The organism is Arthrobacter sp. Cr_A7 (assembly GCF_029222765.1).
Classification (GTDB): domain Bacteria; phylum Actinomycetota; class Actinomycetes; order Actinomycetales; family Micrococcaceae; genus Arthrobacter.
This window is the reverse complement of the sequence record NZ_JARHXQ010000275.1, coordinates 19,231-34,103: the sequence shown is the minus strand read 5'-3', so window position 1 is coordinate 34,103 and position 14,873 is coordinate 19,231. Positions and strand designations below refer to the sequence as shown.

Sequence of the window (14,873 nt, the reverse complement as noted above, 5' to 3'; positions counted from 1 at the left end):
CTGAAGATGGTGTGGGTATCCCCCACCTCGATCAGCTTGCCCGGCTTGCCGGTGCCGGCGATGTTGAAGAATGCGGTCCGGTCCGAAACGCGGGCAGCCTGCTGCATGTTGTGCGTCACGATCACCACGGTGTACTGGTCCTTGAGCTCGTTGATGAGGTCCTCAATGGCCAGGGTGGAGATGGGGTCCAGGGCGGAGCACGGCTCGTCCATGAGGATCACCTGCGGCTCCACCGCGATGGCGCGGGCGATGCAGAGGCGCTGCTGCTGGCCGCCGGACAGCCCCGAACCGGGCTTCTCCAGGCGGTCCTTGACCTCGTTCCACAGGTTGGCGCCCTTCAGCGAGCGTTCCACCAGGACATCCGCCTCGCCCTTGGAGATCTTCTTGTTGTTCAGCTTGACGCCCGCCAGCACGTTGTCCCGGATGGACATGGTGGGGAACGGGTTGGGACGCTGGAACACCATGCCGATCTGCGAGCGCACCGTGACCGGGTCCACGCCGGGGCCGTACAGGTTGTCGCCGTCGAGCAGGACCTCGCCCTCCACCCGGGCGCCGGGAAGGACCTCGTGCATGCGGTTCAGGGTCCGCAGGAACGTGGACTTGCCGCAGCCGGACGGGCCGATGAAGGCGGTGACGGACTTGGCCTCGATGTTGATGGTGACGTCCTCCACGGCGAGGAAATCGCCGTAGTACACGTTCAGGTCCTTGACGTCGATGCGCTTAGACATGGTGTTCCTTCACTAACTGGGTATGAATTGAAGTCTAGGATCCGGCGGGGTGTACCGGAAGGGCAGTGCGGCGGTCAGCGGCCGGTCTTGGGGGCGAAGACCCTGGCGATCAGCCGGGCCCCCAGGTTGAGGATCATCACCAGGATGATCAGCACCAGGGCGGCGCCCCAGGCCCGCTGGGAGGACGGGTCCGGGTTGGCCGGCGAGGTGGGGTTCAGGATCTGGGTGTAGATGAACGTGGGGAGCGAGGCCATCCAGCCGCCAAAGACGTTGGAGTTGATGCTGGTGGCAAAGCCCGCCGTGACCAGGATGGGCGCAGTCTCGCCGATGACCCGGGCGATGGCCAGGGTAACGCCGGATGCGATGCCGGAGATCGCCGTCGGGATGACCACCTTGACGATGGTGCGCCACTTGCGCACACCCAGGGCGTACGCCGCCTCGCGCAGCTCGTTGGGGACAATCTTCAGCATCTCCTCGCTGGACCTCACCACCACGGGGATCATCAGCACTGAGAGGGCGACGGCGGCCACGGCACCGGTCTTGGTGCCCGGGCCCACCACGGCGAAGAAGAAGGCCGCGGCGAACAGGCCGGCAACGATGGAGGGGATGCCGGTCATCACGTCCACGAAGAAGGTGATGGCCCGGGCAAGGCGGCCGTCGTTGCCGTACTCCACCAGGTAGATGGCCGTGAGCAGGCCCACCGGGACGGAGATGAGAGTGGCCAGCAGGGTGATCTGCACGGTGCCCAGGAGGGCGTGATAAATGCCGCCCAGCACAGGGGTACCGTTCTCCACTGCCCGGTTGTCGAACACGCCGGTGACGCCGTTCATGGAGGTGGTGAGGAACCCGGGGTTCAGGAGGCCGGGCACGCCGTTGACGAGGACGGTCCAGATGACCGAAATCAGCGGAAGCAGTGCCACCAGGAAGGATCCCACCACCAGGCAGGTGGCCAGTTTGTCCTTCGCCTTGCGGGAACCCTCAACCACGGCGCTCCAGGACACCAGGCCGATGGCGAACAGCAGTGCCGAGACAATCCCCCAGCCGAAGGGATTGAAGCCCACGAGCGCCAGGATGGCCGCGCCCACAATGAGCGAGGCGGCCAGGACCACGTAGGGGGCGTACTTGGGCAGCTGGCCCTTGGTGAGTGCCGAGCGCTTGCTGCGCACCGGGGTAAGCGTGGAGGTCATTTAGTTGGCTCCCGAGAATTCTTTGTGCCGGGTGATGATCCAGCGCGCGATCATGTTCACGGCCAGGGTGATGACGAACAGGACCAGGCCGGCGGCGATCAGTGTGCTGACCTTGAGGCCGCTTGCCTCCGGGAAGTTCAGGGCGATTTCCGCGGCGATGGTCTGGTTGCCGGACTGGATCAGGCTGGCGGTCAGTGCGCCGGAGGAGAGCACCAGGGCCACGGCCATGGTCTCGCCGAGTGCACGGCCCAGGCCCAGCATGACGGCGCTGATGATCCCTGGCCGGGCGAAGGGCAGGACGGACATTTTGATCATTTCCCAGCGCGTGGCACCGAGGGCAAGCGCGGCTTCCTCGTGCAGTTTGGGGGTCTGCAGGAAGATCTCGCGGGACAGGGAGGTGATGATGGGCAGCACCATAACGGACAGGACGATGCCGGCCGTCAGGATGGTCTTGCCGGTGGCGGAGGCAGGTCCCTGGAAGATGGGCAGCCAGGCCATGTTCGCGGCGAGCCAGTTGTAGGCCGGGGAGATTTCCTTGGCCAGGAAAGCGGCACCCCAGGCGCCGTAGATCACGGACGGGATGGCGGCGAGCAGGTCCACCACGTAGCCCAGTCCTGCCGCCAGGCGGCGGGGGGCGAAGTGCGAGATAAACAGGGCCACACCGATGGAGATCGGAGTGGCGATCACCAGTGCGATGGCAGCCGCAATGAGCGTGCCGATCACGATGGGCCAGATGTAGGCGAAGAAGCCCTCCCCGCCCTGGATCTCGGCGGCCGGGGCTGTGAGCGCAGGGATTGCCTGGACCACCAGGAAGAGCGCGACGCCGAAGAGGACGGCGAGGATGAGGCAACCGGCGGCCAGTGCTGCGCCGGAAAATATCTTGTCCCCGGCGCGGGCGGCGCCCTGGTTACTGGTCAAGGGGGTGGCGGTCATTCGACGGCCCTTCGATCGTTTACTGACACTGGAAGATGTTGCGGTCAAACCGAAGTTCCCCGCACTGCCTTGTGGCAGGCGGGGAACCCGGGTTTGGTGCGGTGATTAGGACTTGACCTTGATGGAATCGATGGCCTTGGCGGCCTTCTCAGCCAGCTCGGAAGAGAGCGGAGCGGACTTGGCGGAATCCGCGGCGGCCTGCTGGCCTTCCTCGGAGACTACGTAGTTCTCGAAGGCCTTGACCAGGTCAACGGTTTCCTGGCTGTCGTAGGTGGAGCAGACGACGTGGAAGGACACCAGCACGATGGGGTAAGCGCCCTCGTTGGTGGTCTTGCGGTCCAGCTTGATGGACAGGTCGTTGGCGGAGCGGCCTTCAACCGGGGTGCCTGCGTCAACAGCCTTCGCTGCGGCTTCGGCGGAGATTTCGGTGAAGGATTCGCCGACCTTGATCTGCGCAACACCGAGGGTTCCGCCCACTGCGGAGTCGTCCGCGTAGGTGATGGCGCCGGGGGTGTCGGTGACGGTCTTGACCACGCCGGAGGTGCCCTTGGCGTTCTCGCCCTGCAGGGATGCAGGCCAAACGCCGGAGGCCTTGTCCGTCCAGACCTCGGGTGCAGCGGCAGCCAGGTAGTCGGTGAAGTTGGTGGTGGTGCCCGAGTCATCGGAGCGGTTCACCGGTGTGACCTTGAGGTCCGGCAGGTTCACGCCTTCGTTGAGGGCGGCGATGGCGGGATCGTTCCAGTTGGCGATCTCGCCGCGGAAGATCTTGGCAACGGTGGCGGCGTCAAGCTTCAGGTCGGTGATGCCGGGCAGGTTGAAGGCGACGGCGATCGGCGAGATGTAGACCGGGATGTTCAGTGCGCCGTCAGGACCGCAGACGGTCTGGGACGTGGCGTACTCGTCGTCCTTCAGGTAAGCGTCGGAGCCGCCGAACTGGGCGGATCCGTCCAGGAGGGCCTTGCGGCCTGCACCGGAACCGTCCGGGGAGTACTGCACAGTGGCGCCGGGGTTGGCGGCGGCGAACTCTGTCTTCCAGGCGTCCATTGCCGCGCCCTGCGCGGAGGAGCCGATGCCGGTGAGCGTGCCGGTGACCTTGGGGCCGCCAGCAGTCTGGGTGCCGCCGGGCGCGGTGTTGGTGGCGTTGTCTGAACCGCAGGAGGTGAGCGCGAGTGCGCCGGCTGCGATAACAGCGATAGCCGCGTGGCGGCCGAAGCGGAGTGCCTTCACTAGATGTACCCCTTCCAGGGTTATTCAGGTGCGGGACAGGGACGGAGAACCCTGCAGCGCGATGCGTACGTTTTGTACCTTCATCGAAGTTAGGGGCCGCAGGTAAAGGGATGCCCTGCCCAAGGTGAACGGAACATTAACGACCGCGGGATATTGGCTTACAAATGCCGGGTCACCATTGCGCGGATCACATCTGCGGCCGTAGTGGGCCAGCCGCAAAATAAACGTCACAGGCAGCAAATAGACTGGACGGCATGGCTCCCGCAGCAGGACTTTCAGCAGGCAGGCGTTTCCTGCGCGGCCGTATCCGCACCGGACTGATCCGGAGCCGGAACTCGCTTGTTCCGGCCATCCAGATGACCGTGTGTGCGGTGGGTGCCTACGCCTTCGCCGAATACGTCTTGGGCCACTCGGGGCCGCTCTTCGCGGCCACCTCGTCGCTGATTGCGCTCGGGTTTTCCCGGGAACCGCGGCTGCGGCGCGTGGTGGAGGTGGGCCTGGGCTGCACCATCGGCATCGCGGTGGGTGACCTGCTCCTGCACTGGCTGGGCAGCGGAATCTGGCAGGCCGCCGTCGTCCTTCTGTTCTCCATCCTGCTGGCCCGCTTCCTGGACAGCGGCAACATCTTCACCACGCAGCTGGGCCTGCAGTCTCTCTTGGTAGTGCTGCTCCCGGCCCCGGCCGGCGGGCCCTTCACCCGAAGCATCGACGCCGTCATCGGCGGGCTGTTCGCCCTGCTGGTGACAATCCTGGTCCCCAAGGATCCCCGCAGGGAGCCCCGGAAGGACGTGCAGAAGCTCCTCCACGAGCTGGCGGAGGTGCTGCGTGAGTGCGCGGAGGCCTTGGCTGACAGCGATTCGACGCGGGCCTGGCATGCGTTGGTGCGGGGCAGGAACTGCCAGCCCCTGGTGGACGCGATGCGGCATTCGCTGCGGGCGTCGGGCGAGGTGGCCAGGCTCGCGCCCGCGTACCGGCGGCACCGTGAGGAACTGGACCAGCTGAAGCAGTCGCTCGATTTCATCGACCTGGCGCTGAGGAACAGCCGGGTTTTTGCGCGCCGCCTGACCAGCGCCATCAACCACGCCGCCCTCTCCGACGAAGCCACCGCGAACATTGCCGAGGTGTTGCAGGAGACCGCTGCCGCGATTGATGAATTGTCGCTGGGCCTCGCGGAAACGCACGACGGCGTCCGCCGCGCCCACCTGCGCACGGCCCGGCGGGAGCTGAGTGAGATTGCGCTGCGGCTGCACCCGAGGCTGCTGGAGGTGCAGCGGTTGGAAGGCGAAACCGTGGTGATGCTGTACCGGCCGCTGATGGTGGACCTGCTGGAGGCCACCGGCATGGACGCCCGCGAAGCCCGGGACGTACTGCCGGCGCTTTAGTTTCCGGCGGTTGGGGACGAAACTGCGGTCAACCCCGCTGGAACCTCGTCGTTCGGGTAGCGAAGCCCCAGCTGTTGCCGTGCTTCGTCCAGCAGCTGCATCACCTGCACCGTTTCGGTCCACGGCATCAGCGGACTCTCCTGCAGGCCGTCGCGGATGCACCGGGCGGTTTCGCGCAGCTCGTGGATGAAGCCCTCGGTGTCCTCTGGGAACTCCTCGATCGTGATGGTGCCGTCGCGCCCGCAGATTTCCACAGTCCTTGGGTTGTAGAGCGGGGCGCCTGTCCTGATCCAGCCTGCCGTTCCACTGAGGGTGACCATGCCCGGACCGGCGGCCTGGATCGATGAGATCAGCTGGGCTGCGGCGCCCTCCGGATACTCAAGGGTGAGGGTGGTCTGCACGTCCACGCCGTCCTGGTTCAGGTGCCCTTTGGCCTTGAGCGCGGCGGGAAATCCGAGGGCCGCCACCGCCCAGGTCAGTGGATACACCGCGAGATCCAGCAGCGCGCCGCCGCCGGCAGCCGGATCCCACAGCCTGTCCGTCGGATCGTACACAGCGGGGAACCCGAGATCCGCCTGGACCCAGCGGACCGCGCCGATCTCACCCTCGCGAATAAGCTGCAGGGCGCGGCGGGTTGCCGGCAGGAAGCGGGTCCAGACTGCCTCCATCAGGAACAGCCCGCGTTCGCCGGCCAGCCGGACCAGCTCCCGGGCCTCGCGGGCGTTGATGGTAAGCGGCTTTTCGCACAGCACATGCTTGCCGGCGTCGAGGGCTGCACGGGCAACCTCGAAGTGCTGGGCGTGCGGCGTGGCGATGTACACCACGTCCACCAGGGGGTCGGCAAACAACTGCCGGTGGCCGGTTGCGGCCGGTGTGTCGTGGTAGCTCGCGGCAAAGCCGTGCTGCTCGGCGAAGGCGCGGGCGGAATCCTCGCTCCGGGAACTCACGGCCTGCAGTTCCGCGTCCTCAAGGCAAGCAAGGTCGCGGGTGACCCGGTGGGCGATCCTTCCCGTGGCAACAACACCCCACCGCAGGACGCGCTGGGCGTTGCCGGCCCTGTCCTCACCCGGCGCCCCCATCAGGCGGACTCCCGGACCACAAGGGACGTGGGAATCTGCGTGACGCGGTTGGCATCCTTCCCCTCGATCAGGTTCACCAGGATCTCGGCCATTTTCTTTCCCATCTCAATAATCGGGTGATGGACCGTGGTCAGCTGGGGATTGACGGATGTGGCGAACGAATCGTCATCGAACCCCACCACCGCGACGTCGTCGGGAATCCGCAGCCCGCGTTCCTGCAGCACCGTGTAGGCACCTGCGGCCATCTGGTCATTGGCGACAAAGAGCCCGTCCACCGGCCGCCCGTTGCCCAGCAGCCGCCGCATCGCTTTCGCTCCTGATGCAAGGGTGAAATCCCCGTACTCCACCAGGGAGTCATCCAGTCCGGCCTCCGCCATGGCCTTTCTCCAGCCGCTGACGCGGTCGATGCCCGGCGGCATGTCCTGAGGCCCGGCGATGGTGGCAATGTTGGTCCGCCCACGCTTGATCAGCAGCCGGGTTGCTCCCGCGGCTGCGGCCTCGTTGTCCACGTCCACGTAGTAGCTGGCACTCTCGCCCAGCGGCCTGCCGGCGAAAACCATGGGGATGTAGTCACTCAGGTGCGTCCAGGACCTGTCCCCCGCATGGTGTGACACCACCAGGGCACCTGCCACATTGCCGCCCAGCAGGAACGCCCTGGTCTTTTCCGGCTTGGCTTCGGAGGCGATCACCATGTTCAGCGTGTAGTCCGTGTCCGCCAGGTACAGGGCCACGCCCTGCACCACGGACGCGAAGAACGGGTCCGCGAACACCTTGGACGTGGACTCCGGCACAATGAGCGTCACCGAGTTGGGCCGCCTGCTGGCCAGGGAACGCGCCGCCCGGTTGGGCGTGTAGTTCACTGCGAGAATGGCCTGCCGCACCTTGGCAGCTATCTCCTCATCGACGCTGGGCACGTCATTAACCACCCGCGAGACGGTGGCGCGGGAAACGCCGGCCAGCGCTGCCACCATTTCAAGGGTGGGCGTTGGCCGGCTTCCGCTCGGGTCTGGCTTCACAATCTTCGCTCCGTGATCTAGCTGGCACAGTGATCTAGCTGGCACTGGGCCGGGGATTTCAGTTTAGGCGGGCAGGGATGCAGCGAGCCGGGAGGCGTTCCGCTTCGCGGCGGCAATCAGTTCCGCGTAGGCCTTCCCGCTGTCCTTGACCGTTCTTTCGAAAGTGCCGTAATCGACGCGGACAATACCGAAGCGCTTCCCGTAGCCCCACGACCATTCGAAGTTGTCCAGCAGGGACCAGACGAAGTAGCCACGGACATCCGCCCCCTGGTCTATTGCTTCGCCGACGGCGGCCACGTGCTCCAGGATGAACCCGGTCCGCTCTTCATCGTGCACGGCGCCGTCGGGGCTGACAATGTCCTCGTACGCGGCGCCGTTTTCGGTGATGTACAACGGCGGCAAGGACGGGTACTCCTCCCCCAGCCTCACCAGCAGGGTGCGCAGCCCGCCCGGGTTCACTTCCCAGCCCATTGCTGTCCGCGGCAGCCCGCGGCTGGGAAACGCGATGTCCTCGGAACCGATCCAGGGTGAGGCGGAGGGCCGTTCGGCGCCGCCGGAGTGGCCGTCGCTTCCGGCGTCGTCGGCGTGGCCGCTGATGAGGTCGTCGTGGTAGTGGTTCACTCCCAGGAAATCCAGCGGCGCACTGATGGTTTCCAGGTCCCCCGGAAGAATGACGTCCTGCAAGCCGAACGGGGCCAGGTCACGGAGGGTGTCTTCCGGGTAGCTTCCCCGAAGGAGGGGGTCAAGGAAGATCCTGTTCTGCAGCGAATCGAACCGGCGTGCGGCGTCGAGGTCCACCGGGTCCGTGCTGTCCCGCGGGATGGAATTGCTCAGGTTGAGGGTGATCCCCAGCTGCTGGGCTCCGCGGCTGCGCAGCGCATTTACCGCCAGCCCGTGGGCCAGGTGCTGGTGGTGCACGGCGGCGATGGCCGCCGCCGGGTCCTGCCGGCCGGGAGCGTGGACGCCGGATCCGTAGCCCAGGAGTGAAGAGCAGAACGGCTCGTTGAACGTGGTCCAGTGGCGGACCCTGTCCCCCAGTGCCGAGTAGACGTCGTTTGCATACTCCACGAACCGGTAGGCGGTGTCCCTGTTGGCCCAGCCGCCCTTTTCTTCAAGCGCCTGGGGCAGGTCCCAGTGGTAAAGGGTAAGCCACGGCAGGATGTCCGCTTCGAGGAGCTCATCCACCAGCCGGGAGTAGAAATCCAGGCCCTCGTGGTTGACGGCCCTGTCCCCCGGCCGCACCCGGGCCCAGCTGGTGGAAAACCGGTACGAGTCCAGTCCCAGCTCCTTCATCAGCCGGACGTCCTGGGGCATCCGGTGGTAGTGGTCCACTGCCTGCTCAAGGTTGTCGCCCTGGGCAATGGCGCCCGGAAGCCTCGCAAAGTGGTCCCACACGGAATCTTCCTTGCCGCCTTCGTGGCCGGCGCCCTCGATCTGTGCGGCCGCCGTCGCCGAGCCCCACAGGAAGCCCTCGGGCCATTGCCTTGTGTACGTTGGGTGCTGCATTAGCCCTTCACTGCTCCTTGCATGATTCCTGAGATGAGTTGTTTGCCGGCCAGTACGAAGAGCACCAGCAGCGGGAGGGTTGCCAGCACCGCTCCGGCGAGGAGCACGGAGTAGTCCACGTAGCGGGCAGACTGCAGTTGGCTGAGCGCCGTCTGCAACGTGGGGTTGCCGGCGTCGAGCACCAGCAGCGGCCAGAGGAAATCCGTCCAGGCCGTCATGAAAGTAAAGAGCCCCAGAATGGCCATGGCGGGCCGCGCGGCCGGGATGGCCACATGCCGGAAAGTGGAAATCATGCTGGCGCCGTCCATCCTGGCGGACTCGATGAGTTCGTCCGGGATCACGTCCACCAGGTACTGCCGCATGAAGAAGACGCCGAACGCCGTGACCAGCGTGGGCACCACCACGGCGCCGATCTCGCCGGTCCATCCCAGGGTGCGCATCACCATGAAGAGCGGGATGATGCCCAGTTGGGTGGGGATGGCCATGGTGGCCACGACCATCAGCATGAGCCCGTTCCGGCCTTTGAAGCGCAGTTTCGCAAAGGCGTACCCGGCAAGGGTGGAGAACCCGACCACCGAGACGGTGATGATGCAGGAAATCAGGACGCTGTTGCCCAGCGCGAGCCAGAAGGGGATGGTGTCGAAGACCTCGCCCACATTGGTCCAGAAGTTTCCGCCCGGCAGCAGGGGTGGCCAGGTTTCACCGAGGGCCTCGTTGGAACGGCTGCCGATCACCGCGGACCACCAGAGGGGGTAGGCCGAGGACAGCAGGAACGCCAGGAGCAGGCCGTAGGTCAGGAATCCGGGCTTTTCGCCGGAGCCGAAAATGCGTTTGCGGAGGGTGGAACGGGCAGGCGCGGGTCTGCCGGCGGTGCTGGATCCGGCGGGCGCTGTCCCCTCGATGGTGCTCATCGCTTGGTCCTTTCGGCACGTTTCCGGGCAGCCCTGGAGGGCTTGGCGGCGTCTGCGGTGGCGATCCGCCGGGAAATGAGGTAGTTGATGATGCCGAACAGCACGATGATCAGGAAAAGCAGCCAGGCGATGGTGGATGCCTTGCCGAAGTTCTGGCGCTGGAAGGCCATTTCCCAGAGGTACAGGACCGTGGTCTGGAACTGCCGCTGGGAGCCGCCGGCTGTGGCGGGATCGAACAGGCGCGGTTCGGTGAAGATCTGCAGGCCCCCGATGGTGGACGTGATGACCACAAAGACCATGGTGGGACGGATGCTGGGCAGGGTGATGCTGAAGAACCGGCGGACGGCTCCGGCGCCGTCCAGGGCGGCGGACTCGTAGAGGTCGCGGGGAACGGCCTGCATTGCGGCCAGCAGGATCAGGGCGTTGTAGCCGGTCCAGCGCCAGTTCACCATGGTGGCAATGGCGATGTGGCTGGGCAGCGTTTCGCTCTTCCACATCACGGGGTCCAGGCCGAAGTTGCCCAGCACGTTGTTGATCAGGCCGTACTGCTCGCCGAACATGTTGGTGAAGATCATGGCCACGGCCACGGGCGTCACGATGTATGGCAGGAGGACGCTCATCCGCCAGAACGTCCTGGCCCGGATGTTCTGGTCAAGCATGGCGGCCAGGAAGAGCGCGACGGCGAGCTGCGGGATGGCGGAAAGCAGGAAGATGCTCACGGTGTTGAACAGGGAGTTCCAGAAGAAGCGGTCCTGCAGGACCTCCGTGAAGTTCTGCAGGCCCACGAAATCGCCCTGGCCCTTGAGCAGGTGCCAGTCGAAGAGGCTCACCACGAAGGTGTAGATCAGGGGGAAGAGTCCCACGAGGGCGAAGAGGATGAAGAACGGGGCGATGTAGAGGTAGGGCGATGCTTTGACGTCGAAGACGTTGAGGCGCTGCCTGAAGGTGGGTTTCGGTTTGATGGCCGCGGGTTTCGCGGGGCGGTTCAGGGTGGTTGTCATGGGCTTTTGCCCTCCATCGGGGGGCCTCCCGTCGGGGAGGCCCCACAGCGGGTGGTGCTAGTTCTTTACGACCAGGTCGTTGAGGAGGGTCAGTGCTTCTGACCAGGCCTTGTCAGCGTCGGCGGTGCCGGCGTCGAGCATTTTCAGCGCGGGGCCGAACACGTTCTCCTGGATGACGGAATCGTCGGGTCCCTTGAACTGGGCCACCACACCCTTGGCGCGGTTGGCAAGGATGACGCCGGTGGGCGCGTTGTTGAAGAGCACGTTGGGGGTGGCGTCCGCTACGAGCTTCTCCTGTGCCTTGAGGGTGCTGGGGAAGTTGTTGGCGGCGGCCGACTGCTTGACCTGCTGCTCAGGTGCGGTCAGCCAGGCGGCGAGCTTTGCAGCTTCTGCCGGATGTTCAGAGGTCTTGGGCACGGAGAGGAAAGCGCCGCCCCAGTTGGAGGCCCCGCCGGGGAAGACGTCGGCGAAGTCCCAGCCGCTGTCCGTGCCGCCGCCCGCTGATTCCAGCTGGCCCTTGATGGTGCCGAGCATCCAGCCCGGGCAGACGAAGGTGGCAAAGGAGCCGTCAGTGAACGCCTTGCCGTTGCCCCAGTCCCATTGGGTCTGGTTGGCGGACAGTCCTGCGGCGGTACCGGCGGCCAGCAGCTCGAACTTGTCCTTCATCTCCGCGTTGCCGTCGACGTTAAGGTCGCCGTCCTTGGTGTAGTAGCCCTCTTCCATCTGGTTCACCATCGAGTTCCAGACGAATCCGGACTGGTCGTACCAGGCCTTGCCGGTGGCCGCCTTGTACTGTTCGCCGAGCTTGAAGTAGGTCTCCCAGGTGGCGTCCTCGCCGCCGAAGAGCTTGGCGACGGATTCGCGGTCCTTGGGCAGGCCGGCAGCCTCAAACAGTTTCCCGTTGTAGCAGAGACCCTGCGGTCCGATGTCTGTTCCGTACCCGATGACGCGGCCGTCCGGATCGGTGCCCTGCTTGAACTTCCAGTCCACCCAGTTGTCCTTGATGTCCGCTGCCCCGTGCTCGTTCAGGTCCACGAACTGGTCCGAGACTTCCATGATGGATCCCAGCCAGCCCTCCTCGATGGCGACGACGTCGCTCAGGCCGGAGCCGGCCGCGAGCTTGGTGAAGGCGTCGGTGCGGGCATTGGCTCCGCGGTCGATGTTGGTGGCCTTGATCTTGATTCCGGGGTTGGCCTGCTCGTATTCACCGTAGAGATCGTCGTAGCCGAACGTTCCGAAGGTGGTGACCGTGAGTTCCACGGGGTTGTCTGCGCTTGCTGCCTGTTCTGAGTTGCCGCTGCAGCCGGTGGCCATCAGGGCCAGGGCCGCTGCGCCCGCGATGGCGGCCGCGGTATGTCGACGTGCGAATTTCAAGGTCACTCCTTTGTGGGGGAACTACCGGCGCTGAGAGAGCGCTCTCTGGCAAGTTCCTCAACTGTAAGCGTGGCGCAGATCACTGTCAAGAGAGCGCTCTCTGAACATTTTCGGCGTCCCCGGTTCGGTTAGTGGTTGAGTCTGCAGCCGGGTAATTGAGCCTGTCGAAACGCAGGGCGCTGGATTGTCGGTGGCCGCCGCTAGGGTTGAACGCATGGCAACAAAGACTTCCCGGGCTTCCAAAGCGCCCGCCTACAAATGCGCCGAATGCGGCTGGACCACTGTCAAATGGGTGGGGCGCTGCGGCGAGTGCCAGGCGTGGGGCACCGTGGAGGAAACGGGCACGGCTGTTGCGCGTACGACGGCGGCCACAACGGTCCTTGAGCCGGCGCGCCGGATTGCGGAGGTGGACGCCACCACGGCGGCTTTCCTGCCCACGGGCGTGGATGAACTGGACCGTGTGCTCGGCGGCGGCCTGGTGCCGGGCGCGGTCATCCTGCTGGCGGGTGAGCCGGGCGTCGGCAAGTCCACCCTCCTGCTGGACGTCGCGGCGAAGTTCGCCCGGACGGCGCAGGACGTGCTGTACGTGACGGGCGAGGAATCCGCGGCACAGGTGAAGCTGCGGGCGGAGCGGATCGACGCCGTCGCGGAATCCCTGTACCTCTCCGCCGAGACGGACCTGGGCCAGGCGCTGGGGCAGGTGGAGAAGATCGAGCCGCGGCTCCTGATCGTGGACTCGGTCCAGACCCTGAGCAGCGCGGACGTGGACGGCAGTGCCGGCGGTGTCTCCCAGGTCCGCGAAGTGGCGGCCTCCATCATCGCCGCGGCAAAGCGCCGGAACATGACCACCCTGCTGGTGGGCCACGTGACCAAGGACGGGTCCATCGCCGGGCCCCGGCTGCTGGAGCACCTGGTGGATGTGGTGTGCCAGTTCGAAGGCGAACGGCACTCGCGGCTGCGGTTGCTCCGTGCGGTCAAGAACCGGTATGGACCCACCGACGACGTCGGCTGCTTCGACCTGAACGAAAACGGCATTGAAGGGCTCGCGGATCCCAGCGGACTGTTCGTCAGCCGCACCAAGGATCCGGTCTCCGGAACGTGCATCACCGTGACTATGGAAGGCCGCAGGCCGTTGCTCGCGGAGGTGCAGTCGCTGCTGGCCGAGAGCCCCAATTCGCAGCCGCGCCGTGCCACCAGCGGCCTCGACAGTTCCCGCGTCTCCATGCTCCTGGCGGTGCTGCAGCAGCGTGCCGGAACCCTGCTGCACAAGGACGATTCCTATGTGGCCACCGTGGGCGGCGTGAAGCTCAGTGAGCCTGCCACGGACCTGGCGGTTGCCCTTGCCGTGGCTTCAGCCAAGGCGCGCAAACCCCTGCCCATCCGGCTGATTGCCTTCGGCGAGGTGGGGCTGGCCGGTGAGGTCCGGCCGGTGCCCGGCATCAACCAGCGCATCCAGGAAGCCCACCGGCTTGGGTTCACCCACGCCGTGGTCCCGGCCAGCCATGCCGGGCCGGGACCCATACCCGCCGGATTCTCCGTGCGGGAAGTGGAGCACCTGACGGAGGCGCTGAGTTTGCTGATCGGGTAGCGGCTAAGGGTGCCGCGGAAGCTGGTCCGGATCGTCGCGGTGGGCGCTGAAGAGCCAGCTGGACACGTCACTGCGCAGCACCAGCAACGGGCCGCCGGTGGCGCTGACGTTTCCGGTGGGCACGTAGTACCCGCGCCCGTTTCCGGGTCCGCCCGCAGCACGGTCCAGGGCATCCAGCAGGTGCCGCGGCAGGTGGCCCTGCGGGCCAAGGCTGCGAAGCTCATCCAGTTCTTCCGGCGTCAGCCGGCCCAAAACCTCAACAATATTGGCCATGATGGGTCCCTTCGAGGAAAGTGCCTGAAGGAATAACCTAAAGCAGGGCCGTGAACTGCCGGTTAACGCTGGACGGCGAATTTGCTACTTGTTGAATGCGGCTGGAAATGGAGGACACATGCCGGTCCGAAGCGCAGGGATCCTCCTGTACAGGCTGGGCACAACGCCCGGGGCCGCCGCCGGCCAACAGCCAGGCAGCGCACCTTATGTTCCCGGGGCACTGCAGGTGTGGATCGCCCACATGGGCGGGCCATTCTGGGCCCGCAAGGACGCGCACGCCTGGTCCATTCCGAAAGGCGAGTACACCGAGGACGAGGATCCGCTCGCGGCCGCCCTGCGGGAATTCGCCGAAGAAATGGGAACTCCCGCACCTGCTGCTGACTACGAACACCTCGGCGAATTCCGCCAGCCCTCCGGCAAGATCATCACCGTTTATGCGGCCGATCAGGACTTCCAGCCGGAACGGATTGCCAGCAACACCTTCCCCCTCGAGTGGCCAAAGGGGTCAGGCAGGATCCAGGAGTACCCGGAGATCGACGACGCCCGCTGGTTCCCACTGCCGGAGGCAAGGCTCAAGCTGGTCAAGGGCCAGATTCCGGTCCTCGACGCCCTCGCCGAGCACGTCCGCGCGAAGTCCTAGGTGGATTCCGGCAGCATCAGGCAATTTT

General features: G+C 65.7%; 14 protein-coding genes. 3 read left to right on the top strand and 11 right to left on the bottom strand.

The genetic code is table 11. The features are described 5' to 3' along the window. The 4 genes from pstB to pstS all read right to left on the bottom strand — a co-directional run. On the bottom strand, window positions 1-728 hold a 728-nt coding region (gene pstB, locus P2Q66_RS16110), incomplete at its 3' end, for a phosphate ABC transporter ATP-binding protein PstB (protein ID WP_275729734.1). A gap of 74 nt (window positions 729-802) precedes the next feature. Beyond that, on the bottom strand, window positions 803-1,915 hold the full coding sequence (gene pstA / locus P2Q66_RS16105) for a phosphate ABC transporter permease PstA (RefSeq protein ID WP_275729732.1): 1,113 nt from the start codon (window positions 1,913-1,915) through the stop codon (window positions 803-805). Continuing rightward, the gene (gene pstC / locus P2Q66_RS16100) at window positions 1,916-2,848 is read right to left on the bottom strand and encodes a phosphate ABC transporter permease subunit PstC (protein WP_079596804.1); all 933 of its coding nucleotides are present in this window, start codon (window positions 2,846-2,848) and stop codon (window positions 1,916-1,918) included. Window positions 2,849-2,953: 105 nt separating this feature from the next. Then, window positions 2,954-4,075: a phosphate ABC transporter substrate-binding protein PstS gene (gene pstS / locus P2Q66_RS16095; protein ID WP_275729729.1), complete on the bottom strand. Its 1,122-nt coding sequence runs from the start codon at window positions 4,073-4,075 to the stop codon at window positions 2,954-2,956. A gap of 254 nt (window positions 4,076-4,329) precedes the next feature. Between pstS and P2Q66_RS16090 the strand changes: the two genes are divergently transcribed. Beyond that, entirely contained in the window at window positions 4,330-5,457 is a 1,128-nt protein-coding gene (locus P2Q66_RS16090) for an FUSC family protein (RefSeq protein WP_275729727.1), read from the top strand. Here the strand turns inward: P2Q66_RS16090 and P2Q66_RS16085 are convergent. The 6 genes from P2Q66_RS16085 to P2Q66_RS16060 form a co-directional block, all read right to left on the bottom strand. Continuing rightward, window positions 5,454-6,536, bottom strand: a complete 1,083-nt coding sequence (locus P2Q66_RS16085; protein WP_275729725.1) for a Gfo/Idh/MocA family oxidoreductase — start codon at window positions 6,534-6,536, stop codon at window positions 5,454-5,456. The two genes, P2Q66_RS16090 and P2Q66_RS16085, sit on opposite strands and share 4 nt — an antisense overlap. Further along, on the bottom strand, window positions 6,536-7,552 hold the full coding sequence (locus tag P2Q66_RS16080) for a LacI family DNA-binding transcriptional regulator (RefSeq protein WP_275729723.1): 1,017 nt from the start codon (window positions 7,550-7,552) through the stop codon (window positions 6,536-6,538). The genes P2Q66_RS16085 and P2Q66_RS16080 overlap by 1 nt, the downstream gene beginning before the upstream one ends. Window positions 7,553-7,615: 63 nt before the next feature. Further along, complete coding sequence (locus tag P2Q66_RS16075) at window positions 7,616-9,058, bottom strand: GH1 family beta-glucosidase (RefSeq protein WP_275729721.1); 1,443 nt, start codon at window positions 9,056-9,058, stop codon at window positions 7,616-7,618. After that, window positions 9,058-9,969 (bottom strand): carbohydrate ABC transporter permease, encoded by a 912-nt coding sequence (locus tag P2Q66_RS16070; RefSeq protein ID WP_275729719.1) that lies wholly within the window; start codon window positions 9,967-9,969, stop codon window positions 9,058-9,060. The genes P2Q66_RS16075 and P2Q66_RS16070 overlap by 1 nt, the downstream gene beginning before the upstream one ends. Next, on the bottom strand, window positions 9,966-10,970 hold the full coding sequence (locus P2Q66_RS16065) for a sugar ABC transporter permease (RefSeq protein WP_275729717.1): 1,005 nt from the start codon (window positions 10,968-10,970) through the stop codon (window positions 9,966-9,968). Before P2Q66_RS16065 ends, P2Q66_RS16070 begins: the two co-directional genes overlap by 4 nt. Before the next feature lie 57 nt (window positions 10,971-11,027). Next, window positions 11,028-12,344, bottom strand: coding sequence for an extracellular solute-binding protein (locus P2Q66_RS16060; RefSeq protein ID WP_275729714.1), 1,317 nt, complete (start codon window positions 12,342-12,344; stop codon window positions 11,028-11,030). A 214-nt stretch (window positions 12,345-12,558) separates the two neighbouring features. Between P2Q66_RS16060 and radA the strand changes: the two genes are divergently transcribed. Beyond that, window positions 12,559-13,932, top strand: a complete 1,374-nt coding sequence (radA, locus tag P2Q66_RS16055) for a DNA repair protein RadA (RefSeq protein WP_079596813.1) — start codon at window positions 12,559-12,561, stop codon at window positions 13,930-13,932. 3 nt (window positions 13,933-13,935) lie between these two features. Here radA and P2Q66_RS16050 read toward each other — a convergent pair whose 3' ends face one another. Then, window positions 13,936-14,205, bottom strand: coding sequence for a hypothetical protein (locus P2Q66_RS16050; protein ID WP_275729710.1), 270 nt, complete (start codon window positions 14,203-14,205; stop codon window positions 13,936-13,938). Between the two features lie 118 nt (window positions 14,206-14,323). On the opposite strand from P2Q66_RS16050, the gene P2Q66_RS16045 reads away from it, so the two are divergent. Then, window positions 14,324-14,845, top strand: a complete 522-nt coding sequence (locus tag P2Q66_RS16045; RefSeq protein WP_275729707.1) for an NUDIX domain-containing protein — start codon at window positions 14,324-14,326, stop codon at window positions 14,843-14,845. Window positions 14,846-14,873: the final 28 nt, after the last annotated feature.

Excerpts from the sequence above, each read along its gene's own strand:
- pstA (WP_275729732.1), bottom strand. The coding sequence starts at position 1,915 with ATGACCTCCACGCTTACCCCGGTGCGCAGCAAGCGCTCGGCACTCACC.
- pstC (WP_079596804.1), bottom strand. The coding sequence starts at position 2,848 with ATGACCGCCACCCCCTTGACCAGTAACCAGGGCGCCGCCCGCGCCGGG.
- P2Q66_RS16090 (WP_275729727.1), top strand. The coding sequence starts at position 4,330 with ATGGCTCCCGCAGCAGGACTTTCAGCAGGCAGGCGTTTCCTGCGCGGC.
- P2Q66_RS16085 (WP_275729725.1), bottom strand. The coding sequence starts at position 6,536 with ATGGGGGCGCCGGGTGAGGACAGGGCCGGCAACGCCCAGCGCGTCCTG.
- P2Q66_RS16075 (WP_275729721.1), bottom strand. The coding sequence starts at position 9,058 with ATGCAGCACCCAACGTACACAAGGCAATGGCCCGAGGGCTTCCTGTGG.
- P2Q66_RS16070 (WP_275729719.1), bottom strand. The coding sequence starts at position 9,969 with ATGAGCACCATCGAGGGGACAGCGCCCGCCGGATCCAGCACCGCCGGC.
- P2Q66_RS16065 (WP_275729717.1), bottom strand. The coding sequence starts at position 10,970 with ATGACAACCACCCTGAACCGCCCCGCGAAACCCGCGGCCATCAAACCG.
- radA (WP_079596813.1), top strand. The coding sequence starts at position 12,559 with ATGGCAACAAAGACTTCCCGGGCTTCCAAAGCGCCCGCCTACAAATGC.
- P2Q66_RS16050 (WP_275729710.1), bottom strand. The coding sequence starts at position 14,205 with ATGGCCAATATTGTTGAGGTTTTGGGCCGGCTGACGCCGGAAGAACTG.
- P2Q66_RS16045 (WP_275729707.1), top strand. The coding sequence starts at position 14,324 with ATGCCGGTCCGAAGCGCAGGGATCCTCCTGTACAGGCTGGGCACAACG.